At 58.4% G+C, this 18,404-nt stretch carries 21 protein-coding genes; 11 read left to right on the top strand and 10 right to left on the bottom strand.

Annotation, left to right across the window (positions count from 1 at the left end; genetic code table 11):
• Nucleotides 1-308: 308 nt before the first annotated feature.
• Nucleotides 309-668 carry a hypothetical protein gene (locus tag PspR84_RS17100; protein WP_160058387.1) on the top strand — a complete coding sequence of 120 codons (360 nt, stop codon included), beginning with the start codon at nucleotides 309-311 and terminating at the stop codon, nucleotides 666-668.
• Nucleotides 669-825: 157 nt separating this feature from the next.
• Here PspR84_RS17100 and PspR84_RS17095 read toward each other — a convergent pair whose 3' ends face one another.
• Genes PspR84_RS17095 through PspR84_RS17070 form a run of 6 tightly spaced genes read right to left on the bottom strand, consistent with a single transcriptional unit; the run spans nucleotide 826 to nucleotide 3,057 of the window.
• Entirely contained in the window at nucleotides 826-1,215 is a 390-nt protein-coding gene (locus tag PspR84_RS17095) for a hypothetical protein (protein ID WP_160058385.1), read from the bottom strand.
• The gene (locus PspR84_RS17090; RefSeq protein ID WP_160058383.1) at nucleotides 1,212-1,469 is read right to left on the bottom strand and encodes a hypothetical protein; all 258 of its coding nucleotides are present in this window, start codon (nucleotides 1,467-1,469) and stop codon (nucleotides 1,212-1,214) included. The genes PspR84_RS17095 and PspR84_RS17090 overlap by 4 nt, the downstream gene beginning before the upstream one ends.
• The gene (locus PspR84_RS17085) at nucleotides 1,466-1,807 is read right to left on the bottom strand and encodes a hypothetical protein (protein ID WP_238785135.1); all 342 of its coding nucleotides are present in this window, start codon (nucleotides 1,805-1,807) and stop codon (nucleotides 1,466-1,468) included. The genes PspR84_RS17090 and PspR84_RS17085 overlap by 4 nt, the downstream gene beginning before the upstream one ends.
• Complete coding sequence (locus tag PspR84_RS17080; RefSeq protein ID WP_160058381.1) at nucleotides 1,804-2,427, bottom strand: paar repeat-containing protein; 624 nt, start codon at nucleotides 2,425-2,427, stop codon at nucleotides 1,804-1,806. Before PspR84_RS17080 ends, PspR84_RS17085 begins: the two co-directional genes overlap by 4 nt.
• Entirely contained in the window at nucleotides 2,420-2,557 is a 138-nt protein-coding gene (locus tag PspR84_RS17075) for a hypothetical protein (protein ID WP_160058379.1), read from the bottom strand. The genes PspR84_RS17080 and PspR84_RS17075 overlap by 8 nt, the downstream gene beginning before the upstream one ends.
• Before the next feature lie 2 nt (nucleotides 2,558-2,559).
• On the bottom strand, nucleotides 2,560-3,057 hold the full coding sequence (locus PspR84_RS17070; protein ID WP_034155639.1) for a PAAR domain-containing protein: 498 nt from the start codon (nucleotides 3,055-3,057) through the stop codon (nucleotides 2,560-2,562).
• 685 nt (nucleotides 3,058-3,742) lie between these two features.
• On the opposite strand from PspR84_RS17070, the gene PspR84_RS17065 reads away from it, so the two are divergent.
• Nucleotides 3,743-4,102 (top strand): hypothetical protein, encoded by a 360-nt coding sequence (locus PspR84_RS17065; RefSeq protein WP_160058377.1) that lies wholly within the window; start codon nucleotides 3,743-3,745, stop codon nucleotides 4,100-4,102.
• A 177-nt stretch (nucleotides 4,103-4,279) separates the two neighbouring features.
• Here the strand turns inward: PspR84_RS17065 and PspR84_RS17060 are convergent, their stop codons facing one another.
• Nucleotides 4,280-5,221 (bottom strand): aromatic alcohol reductase, encoded by a 942-nt coding sequence (locus PspR84_RS17060; protein WP_160058375.1) that lies wholly within the window; start codon nucleotides 5,219-5,221, stop codon nucleotides 4,280-4,282.
• A 96-nt stretch (nucleotides 5,222-5,317) separates the two neighbouring features.
• Between PspR84_RS17060 and PspR84_RS17055 the strand changes: the two genes are divergently transcribed.
• Complete coding sequence (locus tag PspR84_RS17055) at nucleotides 5,318-5,776, top strand: helix-turn-helix domain-containing protein (RefSeq protein ID WP_095122810.1); 459 nt, start codon at nucleotides 5,318-5,320, stop codon at nucleotides 5,774-5,776.
• A gap of 111 nt (nucleotides 5,777-5,887) precedes the next feature.
• Here PspR84_RS17055 and PspR84_RS17050 read toward each other — a convergent pair whose 3' ends face one another.
• The 3 genes from PspR84_RS17050 to gspI all read right to left on the bottom strand — a co-directional run bounded on the left by PspR84_RS17050 (nucleotide 5,888) and on the right by gspI (nucleotide 8,565).
• Nucleotides 5,888-6,457, bottom strand: coding sequence for a LemA family protein (locus tag PspR84_RS17050; RefSeq protein ID WP_160058373.1), 570 nt, complete (start codon nucleotides 6,455-6,457; stop codon nucleotides 5,888-5,890).
• 3 nt (nucleotides 6,458-6,460) lie between these two features.
• On the bottom strand, nucleotides 6,461-7,525 hold the full coding sequence (locus PspR84_RS17045; RefSeq protein WP_238785133.1) for a hypothetical protein: 1,065 nt from the start codon (nucleotides 7,523-7,525) through the stop codon (nucleotides 6,461-6,463).
• A 653-nt stretch (nucleotides 7,526-8,178) separates the two neighbouring features.
• The gene (gene gspI / locus PspR84_RS17040) at nucleotides 8,179-8,565 is read right to left on the bottom strand and encodes a type II secretion system minor pseudopilin GspI (protein ID WP_160058371.1); all 387 of its coding nucleotides are present in this window, start codon (nucleotides 8,563-8,565) and stop codon (nucleotides 8,179-8,181) included.
• A 183-nt stretch (nucleotides 8,566-8,748) separates the two neighbouring features.
• On the opposite strand from gspI, the gene gspG reads away from it, so the two are divergent.
• The 8 genes from gspG to PspR84_RS17000 all read left to right on the top strand — a co-directional run bounded on the left by gspG (nucleotide 8,749) and on the right by PspR84_RS17000 (nucleotide 18,395).
• A complete protein-coding gene (gene gspG, locus PspR84_RS17035) occupies nucleotides 8,749-9,171 on the top strand; it encodes a type II secretion system major pseudopilin GspG (RefSeq protein WP_174244515.1) in 423 nt (140 codons plus the stop codon).
• Nucleotides 9,172-9,179: 8 nt separating this feature from the next.
• Complete coding sequence (gspK, locus tag PspR84_RS17030) at nucleotides 9,180-10,139, top strand: type II secretion system minor pseudopilin GspK (RefSeq protein ID WP_160058369.1); 960 nt, start codon at nucleotides 9,180-9,182, stop codon at nucleotides 10,137-10,139.
• A complete protein-coding gene (gene gspL, locus PspR84_RS17025; protein ID WP_160058367.1) occupies nucleotides 10,136-11,314 on the top strand; it encodes a type II secretion system protein GspL in 1,179 nt (392 codons plus the stop codon). Before gspK ends, gspL begins: the two co-directional genes overlap by 4 nt.
• Nucleotides 11,307-11,852, top strand: coding sequence for a type II secretion system protein GspM (gspM, locus tag PspR84_RS17020; RefSeq protein WP_160058365.1), 546 nt, complete (start codon nucleotides 11,307-11,309; stop codon nucleotides 11,850-11,852). The genes gspL and gspM overlap by 8 nt, the downstream gene beginning before the upstream one ends.
• On the top strand, nucleotides 11,849-14,218 hold the full coding sequence (gspD, locus tag PspR84_RS17015) for a type II secretion system secretin GspD (RefSeq protein ID WP_160058363.1): 2,370 nt from the start codon (nucleotides 11,849-11,851) through the stop codon (nucleotides 14,216-14,218). Before gspM ends, gspD begins: the two co-directional genes overlap by 4 nt.
• Nucleotides 14,215-15,621 carry a type II secretion system ATPase GspE gene (gspE, locus tag PspR84_RS17010; RefSeq protein WP_160057183.1) on the top strand — a complete coding sequence of 469 codons (1,407 nt, stop codon included), beginning with the start codon at nucleotides 14,215-14,217 and terminating at the stop codon, nucleotides 15,619-15,621. Before gspD ends, gspE begins: the two co-directional genes overlap by 4 nt.
• Entirely contained in the window at nucleotides 15,621-16,832 is a 1,212-nt protein-coding gene (gspF, locus tag PspR84_RS17005; protein WP_160057184.1) for a type II secretion system inner membrane protein GspF, read from the top strand. Before gspE ends, gspF begins: the two co-directional genes overlap by 1 nt.
• Nucleotides 16,833-17,285: 453 nt before the next feature.
• Complete coding sequence (locus PspR84_RS17000) at nucleotides 17,286-18,395, top strand: substrate-binding domain-containing protein (protein ID WP_160058361.1); 1,110 nt, start codon at nucleotides 17,286-17,288, stop codon at nucleotides 18,393-18,395.
• Nucleotides 18,396-18,404: the final 9 nt, after the last annotated feature.

The raw sequence follows: 18,404 nt of genomic DNA, 5'->3' as shown, positions 1-18,404 counted from the left end.
CATATCCTTGCGCCTTTGCCTACAGCTACGCCAGAATCCGCCGGCTTGTGCGCTTTTGGGTCGGATTCTATTGTGGTCTGGTCGCTGACGAATCAGTGATCGGGTTTGGTAGCCCGGCTTAGACTTGGCGCATAGCGTCACCCGATACAGGCCTTTTTGGGGCTGTGTAATTATGGTGGCCATGCGCAGGGCGTCTTCGGGCGCGCCGGTTCTCCAAGTCACCGGTCTACCAACCTTCGTATGGCCACCACCCCTTCGTTTGGTAGCGAAAGATGATGGCTCCTTTTCTATGATTTGGAGATTCACTCATGATCAAACCAACACCCAACCCGCCAGAAACCGCCTCGGTTTCCCCCTACGAATCCATCGATTCCAAAAAACTCCACGAAGCCGCCTACCGCGCGCTCGACCATTACCTCTGTCCGCCCGGTTCCACGCCGCCCCCACGTAAAAACCGCGGGATGTATGCCGTGACGGCGGACAACAAAACCGAAGAGCTGCTGGTCGATGCCAGTGCAACACTCGCTTCGGCCAAAACCATCGCCCAGAACGTCTCCAGTCTGTTGCCGGCATCGCAGCGCCATGCGCTGGCGGGGATTGCGCAGTTGATCATGCTCGGGGAGCTGGCGGTGAATCGGGCGTTGGATAATTTGCAATTGTCGGAGTGATGCGGGTGTCGGGATCACCAGGTGATTGATTGGGTGGTCATTCTGGCGCTTTCGCGAGCAGGCTCGCTCCCACAGGGTTTTGTGCTGATTGCAGATGTTGTGTGCGACGCTGAAACCTGTGGGAGCAGTCGATTATTACCGTGCCGTCTTCGTGTGGTTATTGAGTCGGTTCAGGACATTCGCCGGTCCATCGCGTCACCGTAATTTTATTGAATTGCTCACCAATGGTATCGACGCGCAGGCAAGCGCCTTTCTTCGAGTAGTACAAGATGCAGCGCGAGCTATCAAACGAGCAGGTGTCCAGTTCGAAAAACTTGCGTGTAGCCAGCTCCTTCTCCACGCCGCTGTATTCATAACCGTCGGTGGTGTGCATCCGCGTTGGCTTCCATCCTTGTGTGACGAGCTTGGACTTGGCCGCAGCCAAACGCTTTCCGACGACTATGCCTGCTGGTCCGCGCTTGTCGTTCGGCGCCTGTGAGCCATCGGCAAATGCTGCGCTGATACCCGTGCAATAAAGTGCGACAAGTACGAGGGTTGAAGCCTTCATTTGGTTGTTCCTCCAGCCGATTTGTAGCTCGACAAAAACTCTGGATACTCGACGTAATGTTGCGGGGGATAGTGATTCTTTTTGCCGGGCCCTTCGGGAAGCGCCGCCCACCTTGTCGCTGCTTTAGGCATCGCGCCCGGAAAGTCACAGGCCTTGATCTTGTCAATCACGCCTAGCAAAAAAAGGGACTGATTTATTTCATAAAATAAATCAGTCCCTTTTGTTATCACTTTGTTGTCGATTTCTGGTTTCAATCCTTTTCAGGACATTTGAAGTTCCAGGAATAAATTTTCATGTCTTTGACTTCTTCGCCGACAGTTCCTACACCTAAACAATCTCCGTTCTTGATGTAGTTGAAGCTGCAGAAACGGACGCCCTCCGTGCAAGACTCGATTTCATTGAAACCTTGTCTTTGTAGGACGTTTTCAACCCCGAACTCACCTGAGTAGGAAGGATTCGGCTTCCAGCCATTTTTGATCAACGCTTTTCGGGCTTTCGAAAATGGCATTCCCTCTTTGATAGGAATGTCTGCTGCGCTAGAAAATAAACTGACGCAACATAAAAGGCTGATGGCTAATATTTTTAGTTTCATTTAACAGTACCGCCAAAGCCTTTATATATTTTTTCTACTTCGTCGTACTCAGTATAAGGTTGGCCAGAAGGCTTTCCATTGATTGGTCGATTTGCCAAGCCCGGCCCCATAGGCAACGCTTCCCATTTTTTTGATGCTTTTCCAACTGCAGTTTTTAAGTCGCCACCTGTCAGCGGTTCGATGGCACTCACGTTGCGCAGGAGTTCAACGGCAATCAAGTCCTGCGTTCCGGGGCTGAAGTCAGATAGTCCCATTGCTTTGATGGAGAGCTCCGACCATGTGGCTTTCGTGATTTGGTACCTTCCAGAAGCTGTAGTTGAACCACCAAAACCTGGTCCTGGGTGAGTCGACTCATCACTGAATGTCCACTTCCCGGATTTCCAGCCGGCTGCCCAACCATATCCGAATTTCGCGTGATAATTGCCACCCTCGACTTGTGCCAACGTATCCAGAAAGGCCTTCACATTTTTATTCTTTAAGAACTCTGCGTTCTCGGCACGCCTCTTTTGTTGCTTTGCGTCTACGGATACAGCTTTAGGGCTGGAGTCTTTGACAGGCGTCACCGTTCTGGTGGCTACAGATGACATTTTCCGGCCGTTTTTGCTAATGACTTCAGCCATGAGGAAAACTTCCGTTATTTTCTTTGATGCTCTGCTGGTGGCTGTTTTGGAGAGTGGAAATAAAGAACTTTATGCTTTTGGCCATGGAGCCTTGTACACGGTAGTTTTCTTGAGTTTTATCTACATCCATTTTCAATCCTCCAAAAACAGTTGGATCGTTTCGGCGAGGTGCGAGCTAATTACGTGCGTATACCCCATTGAATCGCTGACACCGTGCTCAATGCTGCCGTCAGCTCGCTGAATGGCGTAATCAAGATTAGCTAGCGGCTCCCCTGACTCGTCGTCAATAAGCCTGAACTTGTCGCTGAAGTGCACGGGCATCGACGTCAGACCGCTGAAAGGCGCTGATACGACGGTGTCGCCAATGATAACCGTGCCGGATCCGCCGATAACCACGTTGCCGTGGCCACCGGTACTGTCTTTGGTCGCAGCGTTCAGCCCATTGATGAAAACCGTAGCGCTGACGGCGCCCGTGATTGGGCTACCGCAGGCGGATTTGTCGGTCATTCGAGCGGCGGCAAGGCCGTCGAAATTCACATTGGGCGAGCCGCTGACAATAGGGTTTGTGCCATGCCCAGGAAGCGGGCAATTGGTTGGATCTGTCACTCGCGCAGCGGGTTTGCCACTCATGAAATGTTCCTTTTCAAAGTTTCAGTTTTCCTTGACCGGAATGGGGTCGATATGGGAGCGAGGGGTATCGGCCGCCAAAATAATGCGGGGGTGTCCAGCGTGTGCGCGCGAAGAAAAGGGCGTGTCCTTGGAGGGGCGCATAAAGCTTTACTGTCCATGTAAATGTGCTGCGCGCAGCATGCCCGAGGCAGTCGGCGCGCTCAATATTTACTTACAAATTATTGGTTGACTGCTGGATATGGTCGCGAGGCGGGGCGAGCAGGGGGAATCCTTGGCAACAGGTGACGGGATCAATTTTAGACGGCAGGACGCAATGATTGGCCCGATAAACACCAACGTTTAAAAAGACATCTCCAGACACTCTCTCAGGCTACATATCCTTGCGCCTTTGCCTACAGCTACGCCAGAATCCGCCGGCTTGTGCGCCTTTGGGGTGAGTTCTATTGTGGTGCGGTCGCTGACGAATCAGCGATCGGGTTTCGCAGCCCGGATTAATCAAGGCGCACAGCGCTCCGAATTGTTGTCATTCAAAATTTATGGCAACGGTACTTTATGGCGGTTGTGCGCGGGATACCTTCGGGTATGCCGGGTTCCTTGATTCCCGGTCTGCGAACCTGCGTACAGCTGCCACCTCTCTTCGTTTCGCAGCGAAATGTGGCGGCTCCAACAATCAAGGAGCTTCACCATGATCAAACCAACACCCAACCCGCCCGAATCTAACTGCACGTCTCCCTACGAATCCATCGATTCCAAAAAACTCCACGAAGCCGCCGACCGCGCGCTCGACCATTACCTCTGTCCACCCGGTTCCACGCCGCCCCCACGAAAAAACCGTGGGATGTATGCCGTCACCGCCGACAACAAAAACGAAGAACTGCTAACCGATGCCAGTGAAACACTCGCTTCGGCCAAAACCATTGCGCAGAACGTCGCCAGTTTGTTGCCAGCGTCGCAGCGTCGGGCGTTGTTGGGGATTGCGCAGTTGATCATGCTCGGGGAGTTGGCGGTGAATCGGGCGCTGGATAATTTGCAGTTGCCGGGGTGATGTAGGTGTCGGGATCACCTGGTGATTGATCGGGTGTTCATTCTGGCGCCTTCGCGAGCAGGCTCGCTCCCACCTTTGAGTGTGTTCCAAGGTGGGAGTGTTCTGGCTCTTCAGTCGCGATAAATGTTGAGACGATGTACGTGTATCTGTACCTGCGAGCGGGGGGCTTTCTTTGCGTCAATCGACTACCAGGTTGTCCCGAGCCCACTGTTCAGCGGTAGTGACCTGAATCGACTGCTGTTCGTTGAACGTCCCCGCTTTAGGCCACGACACGCCTCTGCCTTGGGCAAATACGGCGCGGTATTTTTTGATGTGGTGGGTGGGGTCTTTTTCCAGTTCCTGCATCAGGTACGGAACCGTCCAGACGTTACGCTTGAACGGCCGCCCCAGCACACGTTCAAGTAGGCTCGTCACCTGCCCATACGTCACCGTGTCGCCAGACAGGTAGACGATCTCATTGCGAAAGCGCGGTTCGAAGAAAACGATGTCCGCTGTCAGCTTGCCGATGTCCTCCGGTGTCGTGAGCGTCACGCTGGTTTCCAGGCTGCCCAAGGCGTTGACGGTGTCGTTCTCAAAATCGACGACCTCAAAGACCGGCTCGAACAGAAAACTGGTGAACATGCCGGTCGAGATGATCACCCATTCGGTTTGATCCTGGGCGCGGAGCAACTCGCGCACGTCGAGTTGCGCATCGAACAAATCCTGTGGGCTGCCCCGACCAATCACTTCGAAATCTACGCCAAACTGCCAAGGGAAATAGCGCTTCACGCCGGACCTGAGCGCAGCTGTCGCCAGTTTCATCGGCGTTTCGCGGCCGGCGACCATGCCGGCGCAGCCTATGACGGTGTCGAATGCTGCGAACACTTCGGCCAGTTGATCGATGGAATCGTTAACCAGGTCTGCAGCGACCATCTCGATACCCAGACTGCGCAGTTCATCGACTTCCAGTTTTTTCTCAGGGACTTGCGTGTTGATGGTCGAATCCCTGAGCAGGACGCTGAGGGTGCTGCCGGGCGAGCGCTTGGCTACCCGCGCAAGATTGCGCAGCACCGGCAGGCCGAGTTCGCCGGCGCCGAGTACGAGAATGGATTGTGGGGAAGGGTGGGTCGCTTCGGTCATGATGTCTCCTGAGATCCGTCGTCTGTATGATTTGGCGATGCTGGCACGAATGCGCAGCGCTCAGAAGAAGGCACACGCGTGATACCAGGGGGACACATGACCGATGAGGAAACCCTTAGCCAGGCAGAAGCGATCTGCCAGACGCTAAGACGAGACGATGATGGCGTGCGGCGCGAAGTCCTGGCGCACGCCGGTAGCCGCTGGTCACTGGGCATCCTGCATGCCCTGGGTGTGTACGGCACGATGCGTCATGCCGAGATCAAACGGCAAATGACGGGCGTGACTCAGCGCATGTTGACCAAGACGCTGCGTGCGCTGGAGCGCGATGGTTTGCTGATACGTCGGGAGTTGGATCAAGTGCCGCCCCATGTTGAGTACGAGCTGACGGCGTTGGGTATGGAGTTGTTGGTTCGCATGTCGCCGATTTGGACTTGGGTTGTGGAGCACGTGGATGATTTTCGCGAGGCGCGTCGTGTGTTTGATGGTCAGAGCGGGAAAAAGCCTGCTTGGCAGGTTCCGGTGGTGGGGCTGGTTGATTCAGAAGGGGCCGATTGAACGCTCGTGTCATTGAATGGTTCGCGCCCGAGAAATCAGCGGCGAATCTATTCAAGGGGACAGGTGATCGACCACCACCCTCACAGGTGATGGTTTGATGCTTAACGCAGGTTAGATATTCGGGGTGTAAGAGAAGCTCTGCGAAGCTTCGGTATCGGTGAATGGCGTAACGCGAGTTTTCTTGTTGAACAGGCCATTGACGACCGAGCCCGGGAACATCTCGATGGTGTTGTTGAACAGTTCGACGTTGCGGTTGTAGATGGTGATGGCCGCTCCGACGTTCTCTTGTTGTTCGGCAATTTCACGCATCATGTTGTTCGCCGCTTCTGATGCTTTCAGGTCAGGGTAGGCCTCGAAAGCGATGCGCAAGCCACCCATCAGCTCTCTCGAGGCGGTTTCAACTTTGGTGAGGGCATGGCCGTCCGCTCCAGCAGGCAGGGCGTGGACCGCGCTGCGCAGGCCGGTGATTTTTTCGAGGAGGCTGGCCTCAAAGACCATGAAGTCGGCGAGCACCTTTTGAAGCTGATCGAGCACCTTGGTCTTTTGGCGTTCGTAAACGAGGACGTCCGACCAGGCACGTTGTACTGCGTTGTGTCCCCCGATGATGTCGTTGTAGATGCCCAAGCCCACTAAGATGATGATGACGGCGATCACAGCGGAGAGGATGAGTGCAATGTCCATGGCTTACTTCTCTTTGCGTTTTTTTGGGGGAGTGGCGGTCAAGGCAAAGTTGTCATCGTGCAGTTCAGTGAGTGCATGGCTCCATTGGAGCACAGACATCAGGCGGGGCAGTGCGACACCCGCAGAAATTTCTGCGTAAAACTCGTTGGGTGAAGCCAGCGTATGCTCAGTGCCGAACGCGAGCAGGTCGCTGCTCGCGAAGCTGAGGCACAGCTTGCCATTGTCGGAGAACTCCAGGTTCGGACGATGGAGGATGTCGAATAGCTTCAACAAGTGCAGCACTGTCGAAGGTTTGATGAATTTCGCGCAGAGTATCTCGCTCTGCCCAGTCAAACAGAACGCTTTATTAAAGTCCGGAGATGCCGTGTCCATCGGCCATGAGTAGTCGTTCTCTGATTGGTCATCAGATCTGACCGATATCCCGGTGACCCAGGGAAAGTCGATGACCAAACTGTACCGGTCGTAGTGGTCATACACCACTCGCGTCTCCGTTTTGGTTTTGCCGTCTTTGTCGGTCACCGTGACTTGCACCGTTCGTTTGTTGACGTAGTGCAGTTGGCGGTAATTGTAAGGAAGCTCACGCAGTGTGCCGGTAAATACTCCCTCTATCGATTCGACAAACTCTCGGCTGTAGTTGCCTCGAGTGTAGTCACCAAATTGCGCATCCAGTTCGTCGAGGGTCCAGTCCGAGTCTTCTTCCAGGAACATCAACTCGTTGTGGAAGTAGGAGGACAGTTCAGCAATTCTTCGGCTGAGCGATGGCAAGCGATCAGCTTTGGATGTCATCCATTTCATGCTCCCAACGGCGAACCCGATGCCTAGCACACCAGTGACTGCGCCGACCAAGCCAGGCTCAATTTGCAGACGTTGAAAGAAAGAAACGACGGAATAGGTATTCATATACCCAAAAAGGACTACAGCGCCCGCAATCAATAGCAGGCCAGTACCGAAAAAACACCATGCGCGTGTGCAATTGAATTTGAGCGGGCCATCGTAGGAGGCGAACTCGTGGATCACCTTCAATAGGTCGGCTGTGGATTCAGCACTGTCAATATTGGCTTCGCTCACAGTCAGCAACTCATTCAGTCGCGCGTTCTGCGATGTGTTGGGCCTGTAGACATCCATCAACGAGAGCACGGGAGAATACTCATGACAGCATAGGGCGGCTCGAAGCAAGCGGGTCGAAGGTTTGCAGACTCAATTGGAAGAGCGGGTGATTCAGGGATGCCTGGTGCGGGAGCAATGGCCCAGATTGTGGATTTGGTTCTATTCATAATCTGTCAGAAATTTGGAAAAGGAGGGGACGATACCATTGTCATGGCAATGATGGCTTCTGGCCGGTCTCAGTTTCTGTAGATGATTCTTCCGGGATGGGGGGCAAAAGCTACCCTCACCCCAGCCCTCTCCCGGGGGGAGAGGGGGCCGATCGAGGTGTCTTGCGGGGTACGTCGACCTGAAAGATCGTGGGGATTATGGCTTTGGTGATTCTGGGGGTTGCGAGTAGAAGCGGCCCTCACCCCAGCCCTCTCCCGGAGGGAGAGGGGGCCGACCGAGGTGTCTTGCGGGGTGCATCGACCTGGAAGTCCTCGGCGATTATGGTTTTGGTGAAGAGCCTTCGATTTGGCTTTGTGGGCTTGGCAATTGTGGATTCAATGAAATACGTTCAAGTCGGTGTAGCTCTCGAATATCCCCCAATCGGTTCCCTCTCCCTTGGGAGAGGGCTAGGGTGAGGGGCTTTCCGTTCGGGACATCAAAGTCTCCAGCCTGGCCAGCGGCGGCGCATCCTGATTACGGTCAAACACCTGAATCCCAACCTTGAGCAAGCGGCCGTTCTCGGCTGCGCTGATCACCTGTTCACAGCGCAGCAACAACCGCCCCTGATCACAATCCAGCGCTTTCATACCCATCGGTAACCTGCCTTCCAGCCGCAACTCCGCCATCCGACTCTGCGCCGCAATCATCGCCACCGACCGATCCCTCAAAACCCCGCTACTCTGCGTCATCAACCCCGCCACCCGCACAGCCGCCGACATCGCCACGGCAATAATCGCCAGCGCCACCAGCACCTCAATCAACGTGAAACCGTCTTCCCGCGAACGCGCACGCATACATGGCCCAAAACCCAAACCCAGCCCTCGACGCTAACCCGCGTGCTTGACGGCTTGACGACGAAAACACCCGAGGATTTTCAACATCACTGACATATCTTCTTGCAACACTGCGCGTCGAATCGAATCAAGCCAGGGTATGTCGAGATGGATATCGCACCTTTCAAATCGCTTCAGCAACCGATGCGCACGCTGCGTGGTCAGCAGGGTTTTACCCTGATCGAGATCATGGTGGTCGTGGTGATTCTGGGGATTCTTGCGGCGATGGTGGTGCCCAAGGTACTCGACCGGCCGGATCAGGCGCGGGCGACGGCGGCGAAGCAGGATATTGGTGGGTTGATGCAGGCGTTGAAGTTGTATCGCCTTGATCACGGTACTTATCCGTCGATGAATCAGGGTTTGAAAGTCCTGGTTGAGCGGCCGGCGGATGCGAAGAACAGCAATTGGCGCTCGTACCTGGAGCGCTTGCCGAACGATCCGTGGGGGCGGCCTTATCAGTACCTCAACCCCGGCGCGAATGGCGAGATCGACATTTTTTCCCTCGGTGCCGACGGTCAGCCGGATGGCGACGGCGTGAATGCCGATATCGGTTCCTGGCAGTTGTAAGGCCGGCCATGAACAGCCGCTCGCCTGAGGGGGCGAAGCAACAGGGCATGGCGATTATCAGCGCGTTGTTGATTGCGGCCGTGGTGGCGGTGATTGCGGCGGGCATGTTGACGCGCCAGAGCGTGTCGACCCGTGCGCTGGAGGCGGATCAGCAGCGTGTGCAGGGGCGTTGGCTGGTGCTGGGCGGGTTGGAGATCAGCCGTCAATTGTTGTGGGACGCACGTCAGCGCGATCCGTTGACCCGGCTCGATCAGCCGTGGGCGCAGCGTCTGTCCGCGCAAGGTTTTGAGGGGCGGCTGGAGGATGAGCAGGGCAAGTTCAACCTGCGCAATCTGGTGGCCAATGAGCGGGTTGATGAGGCGCAGGTCGCGGCGTTTCAGCGCTTGTGCGAGTTGATCGGGGTCAGTGCCGGGTTGAGTCAGCGCATCAGTCAGCGGGTGATCGCGTCCTACCCGCGACTGCTGAATGCGCAGATTGCTGAAGCGCCGAAGAACGGTTTCGACAGTGGCCGCGCGACCTCGCCCAACGCTTCACACAAACCGCAAAAACCGACGCTGCCGATGCTGCGCAGCATCGATGATTTGCGCAGTGTCGACGGCGTGAATGAGGCGCTGATTGGCAAACTGGCGCCGTACCTGACGGTGATCCCCGCGACGACCTGGCTCAATGGCAACACTGCCACCGCGCCGGTCTTGGCTGCTTATGTGCCCGGGCTGTCGCTGGAGCGCGCGAATGCGCTGATCGCCGAGCGCGATGCCGGGCGCTGGTTTATCAACCGTGGCGATTTCGTTAACCGTTTGCGCATGCCGCAACTGGAGCTGACCAGCGTCAAGGTCGGCATTACCAGTGACTGGTTTCGCTTGCGCGGCGAGGCGCGGCGTGATCAGCGGCGGGTCAGTCTTGAGGCGTTGTTGCATCGCAGCCAGGACCGCTTGCCGCAGGTGATCTGGTCGCGGGTGGGCGTATGAGCCAGTTGAAAGTGGCGTTGCCGCCCTTGGCGGAGCTGGATCTGCACAGTGAATTGCACTGCGCCTGGCTGGATCGTCAGGGCCAGGTCACGCGGGAAGAACGCCTCAGTCTGCGCCAGTTGAGCCAGCAGTCGAAACTGCCGCCGCTGGTGTGTTTTCTGCACCCGGCTGACAGCCTGTTGGCGAGTCTCGATTTGCCGCCGCTGCCTGCGAGCAAGATCGTCGCGGCGGTGCAATGTGCGGCGCAGGCGTTGATGCTCGGCGACAGCAGCGAGACGCACATCGCGCACAGCGCGCGGGACGAGGCCGGGCAGGTGCAGATCGCTTGGGCGCCTCGGCAGCACTTGTTGCGGTTTGGCCAGTTGCTGAAAAGTGCTGGGCTGAACCTGCGCGGTCTCTATCCGGCGCCTTACAGTTTGCCAGTGTTGCCCGGCACCGTCGCTTGCGTACAGGACGGGCATTTGTTGCTGCGCGATAGCGTGCAAGCGGCGCGGGTGCAGCCGTTGTTTGATGACGGCCTCGACGGTGTTGTGTGGGAACCGGGCGTCACTTTGCACTGGGTCGGTGAGCAACCGGCGCCGTGCGCTGAACTGCCGATGGCGGATGCGCAGCGCTGGACCGGGCCGTTACCCGGTTGGGGATTGCATGGCGCCGTCCAACAGCAAAAAACCGAGCATCGTGGCTGGGGCAGGGCGATCGCCCTCTCAGCGTTGGCCGTGGCGGTGTGGGTCATTGGTTTGAACCTGTATGCCGCTCGCGAAGCCGGGCAGGGCCAGCAGTTGAAAACCCAGATGAACCTGCGGGTTAAGCAGGCATTTCCCGAGTTGCCGGTGATCCTCAACCCGTTGCAACAGGTTCGCCAGCAATTGGCGGCGCGGCAGAAGGGTGCGGCGGATGATCCGGCGCAGACGTTCAATCGTCTGGTGTTGCAGGCCGGCAGCGGCATGCCGTCGATGGCCGGCAGTGTCGAGCGGCTGGCGTTTGTCGACGGCGTCTTACAGCTGAGTCTGCTGAGTGAAGCCCGTCGTGGCGGCAATGATCACGAGTGGCAAAGCACCTTGGCCCAGGCCGGTATCAGCGTGACGGCAGATGATGAAGGTTGGACGTTGCGTCCGGCCACTGAAGCCACCCCAAGTGAAAGCGATGACAGCGGCGGAGCAGAAGAAGATGAATAAGGCCTCGCTCGCGCTGTACCGCGCCAAGTGGCAACGCTTTTACGCTCAGGTGCAGGCGCGTTGGCAGCCGTTGGCCCTGCGTGAAAAACGCATGGTTGCCGGCATGGCCATTGCGCTGGTCGGCCTGCTGCTGTGGGTCGCGCTGATCCAGCCGCCGCTGAAGAAAATCACCTATTGGCAAACCGAGACGCCAAAGCTGCGTGCGCAGACCGAAGCGCTGGAAGTGCTGCTGCGCGAAGTCAGCGTGCGCCCGGACGGGCAAAGCCTGGCGCAATCGCTGGAGCAGACCCTGCAGGCCAGTGGCCTGGCGGGGCATTACCAATTACAGGAGGCACAGGGCGCCTGGCAATTGACCTTCGATGCGGCGCCGGCCGACGCCGTGCTCGACTGGCTGTTGAGCAACCCGGCACAACTTTCTCTGCAAGTGGTCGAGGCCCGTTTGCAACGCGCGGACAACCCCTCGACCGAAGTCACCGCCGGCACTTTGTCAGGCACCGTTCGCATGGATCAGGCGCTGGGCGCTAAGGAAGCTTCATGAAGGGGTCAGGATCCAAACCGGCACGTCTGGCGTTGCCGATGTTGCTGATGGCGTTGAGTGCATGCAGCAACACCACCACACCACAGAACCAGCCGCCATTGCTGGTCGACAGTGAACTGGGCCGGCCGCTGGCCAACACCCAGCGCAGCGGCGACGCGGTGCTCGATCGCGAACGTGCGCAGGCCCAAGCGCGACCTGTGCCGAAGCAATTGCACAACATCAGCAAGAGTGCGCGCAGTGGGGCGGCGGCGTCAGGCATTGCCTTGCCGAGTAATCCTTTGGGCGATCAACCGGTGACGCTGAATTTTGTCGACGCCGATATTCAAGCGGTGGTGCGCGCGTTGGCGCGTTCTACCGGGCAGCAGTTTTTGGTCGACCCTCGGGTCAAGGGCACGTTGACGCTGGTGTCGGAAGGTCAGGTGCCGGCGCGGCAGGCTTACGACATGTTGCTGGCGGCGTTGCGCATGCAGGGTTTCAGTGTGGTTGACGTGGGCGGTGTGGCGCAGGTGGTGCCGGAGGCGGATGCGAAGTTGCTCGGCGGGCCGATTTACAGTGCCGACAAACCGGCCGGCAACGGCATGCTCACGCGCACGTTTCGTTTGCAATACGAGAACGCGGTGAACCTGATTCCGGTGCTGCGGCCGATTGTTTCGCCGAACAATCCGATCAACGCCTATCCGGGCAATAACACCATCGTCATCACTGATTACTCTGAGAACCTGACCCGCGTTGCGCAGTTGATTGCGAGCATTGATTCGCCGAGTGCGATCGACACCGATGTGGTGCAGATCCAGAACGGCATCGCTGCCGACATTGCGCCGATGGTCGCGGATCTGCTGGATGCGCCGGGCAATGATCCGACGCAGAAAATCGCGGTGATTGGTGATCCGCGTTCCAACACCATCATCATTCGCGCCGGCAGCCCGGAGCGTACGGAGCTGGCGCGTAATCTGATTTACAAACTGGATAACGCGCAGAGCAATCCGAGCAATCTGCATGTGGTTTATCTGCGTAACGCGCAGGCGGCGAAACTGGCGCAGGCCTTGCGCGGGTTGCTCACGGGTGAAAGTGACAGCGGCAGCAGCGACAGTGCGCGTTCGGTGCTCAGTGCCATGGGCGCAAGTACTGGCGGTAGCGCTGGGCAAAATGGCCAAAGTAGTACGCAAAGCAGCGGCACTACATCGACTAATAGCAGCGTCAGCACGGGCGGCAGTTACGCCCAGGGCAGCAGTGGCGGCACAACTGGTAGCGGCGGCGCGCAAAGCAGCGAGCAGAACGTCGCTTTCAGTGCCGGCGGCGTGACCATTCAGGCGGACGCCACCACCAACACCTTGCTGATTTCCGCGCCGGAGCCTTTGTATCGCAACTTGCGCGAGGTGATCGATCTGCTTGACCAGCGCCGCGCGCAAGTGGTGATCGAGAGCCTGATCGTCGAAGTCGGCGAGGACGATGCCAGTGAGTTCGGTGTGCAGTGGCAGACCGGCAATCTCGGTGGCAATGGCGTGATCGGTGGCGCGAATCTCGGTGGTTCGGGGCTCAACACCAACGGCAAAACCAGCATCGATGTGCTGCCTCAGGGGTTGAATCTGGGCTACGTCAACGGCACCGTCGATATCCCCGGGATCGGCAAGATTCTTGACCTGAAAGTGCTGGCCCGGGCCTTGAAAAGCAAGGGTGGCACCAACGTGCTGTCGACGCCGAATCTGCTGACCCTCGACAACGAGGCGGCGAGCATTTTTGTCGGCCAGACCATCCCGTTTGTCAGCGGCAGTTATGTGACGGGCGGCGGGGGCACCAGCAACAACCCGTTCCAAACCGTGACCCGGGAAGAGGTCGGTTTGAAGCTCAACGTGCGTCCGCAGATTTCCGAGGGCGGTACGGTCAAGCTCGATATCTATCAGGAGGTCAGCAGCATCGACGAACGCGCTTCCAACAGCGCGACATCGACGGGCATCGTCACCAACAAACGTGCAATCGACACCAGTATTTTGCTCGACGACGGGCAGATCATGGTCCTTGGCGGGTTGCTGCAGGACGGTTACAGCCAGAGCAATGACGCGGTGCCTTGGCTGGGCAGTCTGCCGGGAATCGGCGCGCTGTTTCGCAATGAACGCCGGGCGATTACCAAGACCAACCTGATGGTGTTCCTGCGTCCGTACATCATCCGCGACAGCGAAGCGGGGCGCAGCATTACCCTCAACCGCTACGACTTCATGCGCCGGGCGCAAGGTGGTTTGCAGCCGGAACGCAGCTGGGCGATGCCGGACATGCAGGCGCCGCAATTGCCGACAGCGGCGCAAGGGGTGCCGGCGGTGTTACCGAGTTCCGGCCCACGCGCGACGATCAAAGCGGTGCCCATCCAATGAGTTCGCTGCCTTACGCCTGGGCCAAGGCGCAGCGCATTCTGTTGTGCGATGGCGTGTTGACGGTGTGCCCGTCAACGCCGGGCTGGTCGATCAGCGAGGCGCGGCGGCAGTTCGGTGCGACCACCATACAACGCGTGCGCGATGACGAACTCGACGGCTTGCTCGCCGCAGCCTATGCCGACACCGGCAGTGCGGCGGCGGTGGTTGGGGCTGCGGAAAACGAAGTTGATCTGGATCGGCTGATGCAGGACATGCCGGAAATCACCGACCTGCTCGACACCCAGGACGGCGCGCCGGTGATCCGCATGATCAACGCCTTGCTCACCCAGGCCGCGCGCGATGAGGCCAGCGACATTCACATCGAACCGTTCGAAACCCATTCGGTGGTGCGCTATCGCGTCGACGGAACCTTGCGCGATGTGGTCTCACCGCGCAAGGCGTTGCATGGTGCGCTGGTGTCGCGGATCAAGATCATGGCCCAGCTCGACATCGCCGAAAAACGCCTGCCGCAAGATGGACGCATCGCTTTGCGCGTGGCCGGGCGGCCGATTGATATTCGTGTTTCAACCGTGCCCACCGGTCATGGCGAAAGGGTGGTGATGCGTCTGCTCGACAAACAGGCCGGGCGTCTGCATCTGGAAACACTGGGCATGGACGCGCAGGTGCTGGCCAAACTCGATCACCTGATCCGCCAGCCCCACGGCATCGTTTTGGTCACCGGGCCGACCGGCAGCGGCAAAACCACCAGCCTCTACGCCGCATTGGCACGGCTGGATGCGAGTACCAGCAACATTCTCACCGTCGAGGATCCGGTGGAATACGACCTGCCGGGCATCAGCCAGATCCAGGTCAATGCCAAGATCGACATGACTTTTGCCCTGGCGCTGCGAGCAATCCTGCGGCAAGACCCGGACATCATCATGATCGGCGAGATCCGCGATCTCGAAACTGCACAAATCGCCGTGCAGGCTTCGTTGACCGGGCACTTGGTGCTGGCGACATTGCACACCAACGACGCGGTGTCGGCGGTCAACCGCTTGATCGACATGGGCGTCGAACCGTTTCTGCTGGCCTCGTCGATGCTCGGCGTGCTCGCACAACGACTGGTGCGACGGCTGTGCAATCAGTGCAAGCAGGAAGACCCGGCGACACCGGGCACTTGGCGACCGGTCGGCTGCCCGGCGTGCAATCAGACCGGCTACAGCGGCCGCACCGGCATCCACGAGTTGTTCTGCATCGACGACGACATTCGCACCCTGATTCACCAAGGGGCAGGGGAGCAGGCCTTGCGCGCATCAGCCGCGAAAGCCGGGATGTTCAGCCTGCGCGAGGACGGTGAGCGATGGATCCGCAGCGGCGCCACCGCCCCTGAAGAAATCCTCCGTGTGACACGGGACGCCTGATGAATCGCTATCGTTTTGAAGCTGCCGATGCGACCGGCAAGATCGAATCCGGGCACCTTGAGGCGGACAGCCAGGCTGCCGCGTTCACAACGTTACGCGCGCGCGGGTTGACCGCGTTGTCGGTGCACAAAGAAAGCAACGTCGCCAGTCACGGCGGCGGTGGATTGTTCCGCGCCAAACTTTCCGATAACGATCTGGCCTGGGCCACGCGGCAGCTGGCGAGTCTGCTCGGCGCCAGTCTGCCGCTGGAGGCCGCGTTGAGCGCCACGGTGGAGCAGGCCGAGAAAAAGCACATCGCCCACACCCTCAGCGCTGTTCGTGCGGATGTGCGCAGCGGCATGCGACTGGCGGAATCCCTCGCCGCGCGACCGCGAGACTTTCCTGAGATCTACCGTGCGCTGATTGCGGCGGGTGAGGAGTCCGGTGATTTGGCGCAGGTCATGGAACGCCTCGCGGATTATATCGAGGAACGCAACAACCTGCGCGGCAAGATTCTCACGGCGTTTATCTATCCGGGCGTGGTCGGTCTGGTGTCGATCGGCATCGTGATTTTCCTGCTCAGTTACGTGGTGCCGCAGGTGGTCAGCGCGTTTTCCCAGGCGCGGCAGGATTTGCCCGGGCTGACCTTGGCGATGCTCAACGCGAGTGATTTCATCCGCAGTTGGGGCTGGCTGTGCGCTGGGATCATGGCCGCAAGTTTCTGGAGCTGGCGTTTGTACCTGCGCAATCCAGCGGCACGTTTGAGTTGGCATCATCGCGTGCTGAAGTTGCCGCTGTTCGGGCGTTTCATTCTGGGCCTGAACACCGCACGGTTCGCCTCGACGTTGGCGATTCTCGGCGGCGCCGGGGTGCCGTTGCTGCGCGCATTGGAGGCGGCGCGGCAGACCCTGTCCAACGACCGCTTGAGTTTGAGCGTCACTGAAGCAACGGCCAAAGTGCGCGAAGGGGTCAACCTCGCCGCTGCATTGCGCGTGGAGAACGTATTCCCGCCAGTGCTGATTCATCTGATCGCCAGTGGCGAGAAAACCGGCTCGCTGCCGCCGATGCTTGAGCGTGCGGCACAAACCCTGTCGCGCGATATCGAGCGGCGAGCGATGGGCATGACCGCGTTGCTGGAGCCGCTGATGATTGTGGTGATGGGTGGGGTAGTGCTGGTGATTGTGATGGCGGTGTTGCTGCCGATCATTGAGATCAATCAACTGGTCCAGTAGTGGTGTTGTTGCGCAGGGCCTCATCGCGAGCAGGCTCACTCCTACAGGGGTACGCATTTCAAATGTGGGAGCGAGCTTGCTCGCGAAGGGGCCAATCAGGGCAACAAAAAATCCAATCTTTTTCCCAGGACTTCAGCATCACCCGACCCTCAAAAGAACCATCCTCGGGTTCTCCTTTCTGTCATCTGCAACCACCCGCCAACGCCTCCAGCCCGATTCCGCCAAACCCCCGATCCAGACGCTGCACGACACCCGACAAACACCCGAGAAAATCCCTTCAGAAACACCGCTCACCTCCCGAGGTTTTTTCCTTTATCTGTCACCGGAAACTGCGAATTTCTCAGTGCGACTTAACCAAGGCCAACGCTAGCGAGGGCTTGGGTGAGTCCTCCCAGTGTCATGCAAGCTTTCCGAAACCTGTGTTCCCAAACCTAGTTGAAAAGGAGATTCTTCATGTTCAAGCGCACTCTGATCGCCGCCTCACTGACTGTCGCCGCTCTGGCTTCCGCCCAGGCCATGGCCGCCAACGTTACCGGTGGTGGCGCGACTCTGCCTGCCGCTCTGTACAAAGGTTCTGCCAACAGCATCCTGCCAGCCAACTTCAGCTACCTGGGCACCGGTAGCGGTACTGGCAAAACGGCTTTCCTGACCAACAACTCCGCGCTGTTCAGCACCACCGGTTCGGTGCACTTCGCCGGTAGCGACTCGATCCTCAGCGCTACGGAAATCAGCACCTACAACAGCACCTACGGCGCTTCGTACGGCCCGCTGATCCAACTGCCTTCGGTGGCCACTTCGGTTGCCATTCCTTACAAAAAGTCTGGCCAGACCGCGCTGAACCTGACCAGCACTCAGCTGTGTGATGCCTTCTCGGGCGCCAAAACCACTTGGGGTGCACTGTTGGGTACTGCCGACACCACGCCGATTCGCGTTGTTTATCGCAACGTTTCCAGCGGCACCTCGGAAATCCTCACTCGCCACCTGAACTCGATCTGCCCGACCAAGTTCGCCACCAACTCCACCTTCACCAACGCTCGCCTGCCAGCCGGCTCCGCATTGCCAGCGAACTGGGTGGGTGTTGCCGGTACGTCTGACGTCGCCACCCAGGTCAACGCCGTTGACGGTTCGATCGGTTATGTTGGTCCGGACGGTGTGAACGCCGCGAGCAACGCTGTTGTTGCCCGTGTCAACGGCGTGCAGCCAACCACTGCCAACGTTTCTCTGGCATTGGGTTCGGCCGCTCTGCCAGCCGCGCCTGCCAACCCGGCGCAGTGGGTACCGGTTGTGCCTAACCCGGCGAGCGGCTACCCGATCGTCGCTTACACCAACTTCATCTTCGGTCAGTGCTACAAGGATGCAGCCGTGGCCAACGATGTGCGCAGCTTCCTGACCACTCACTACAGCAACCCGGGCAACAACGCTGCCACCATCGCGCACAGCTTCACTCCGGTTCCAACCAACTGGAAAGCCGCTGTGACCGCCAACTTCGTCACCAACACTTCGGGCAACAACCTGGACATCAACAACGCCAGCGTCTGCAACGCTATCGGTCGTCCTTTGTAAGCTTCGCTT

This window comes from Pseudomonas sp. R84 (genome assembly GCF_009834515.1).
Lineage (GTDB): Bacteria > Pseudomonadota > Gammaproteobacteria > Pseudomonadales > Pseudomonadaceae > Aquipseudomonas.
Note: the sequence above shows the minus strand (reverse complement) of the source record. Positions and strands in the feature narration are given on the sequence as shown.